The following is a 514-nucleotide window of genomic DNA, read 5'->3' as shown; positions in this document are numbered from 1 at the left end:
GTACAGCCGGAGATGCATTGCGTCCCCGTTTGCATTACGCTAACCGGGTCTCAACTGGCAATTCACCCGGATGAGCTATGACACAAGCCCTTTCCATCACGCCGCTGACCAAGGCGGCTTTTGCACCGTTCGGCCAGGTGGTCGAACGAGATCCCACGACGCTGCAGCTGATCAATTCGGGCACGACCGAGCGCTACCACGCGCTTGGCAATGTCGAAGTCCTGGGAACAGACGCGCGGGCGATCATCAGTTTGTTCCGCGGACAGGCCCGCACCTTTCCCTACAAGGTCGATATGATGGAGCGGCATCCCTACGGCAGCCAGAGTTTTCATCCGCTTGATTGTCATTCCTGGCTGGTCGTCGTTGCCGAAGATCGCGGCGGTCAGCCGGGCACGCCTGTTGTTTTCCTTGCAAGCGGTGACCAGGGCATCAACTACCGAGCGAATACATGGCACCATCCGTTGATGGCTCTTGGTGAAACGCGCGATTTTCTCGTTGTAGATCGCCTCGGAGA

General features: G+C 58.2%; 1 protein-coding gene. It reads left to right on the top strand.

The window, feature by feature from the left end:
* Positions 1-77 precede the first annotated feature (77 nt).
* Positions 78-514: ureidoglycolate lyase (locus AC1D0P_RS28270; protein ID WP_477679764.1), on the top strand; the 437-nt coding region annotated here is incomplete at its 3' end.

Source organism: Polaromonas sp. P1_G2 (assembly GCF_056405515.1).
The sequence above is the reverse complement of the archived record's forward strand: the minus strand, read 5'-3'. Positions and strand labels throughout refer to the sequence as shown.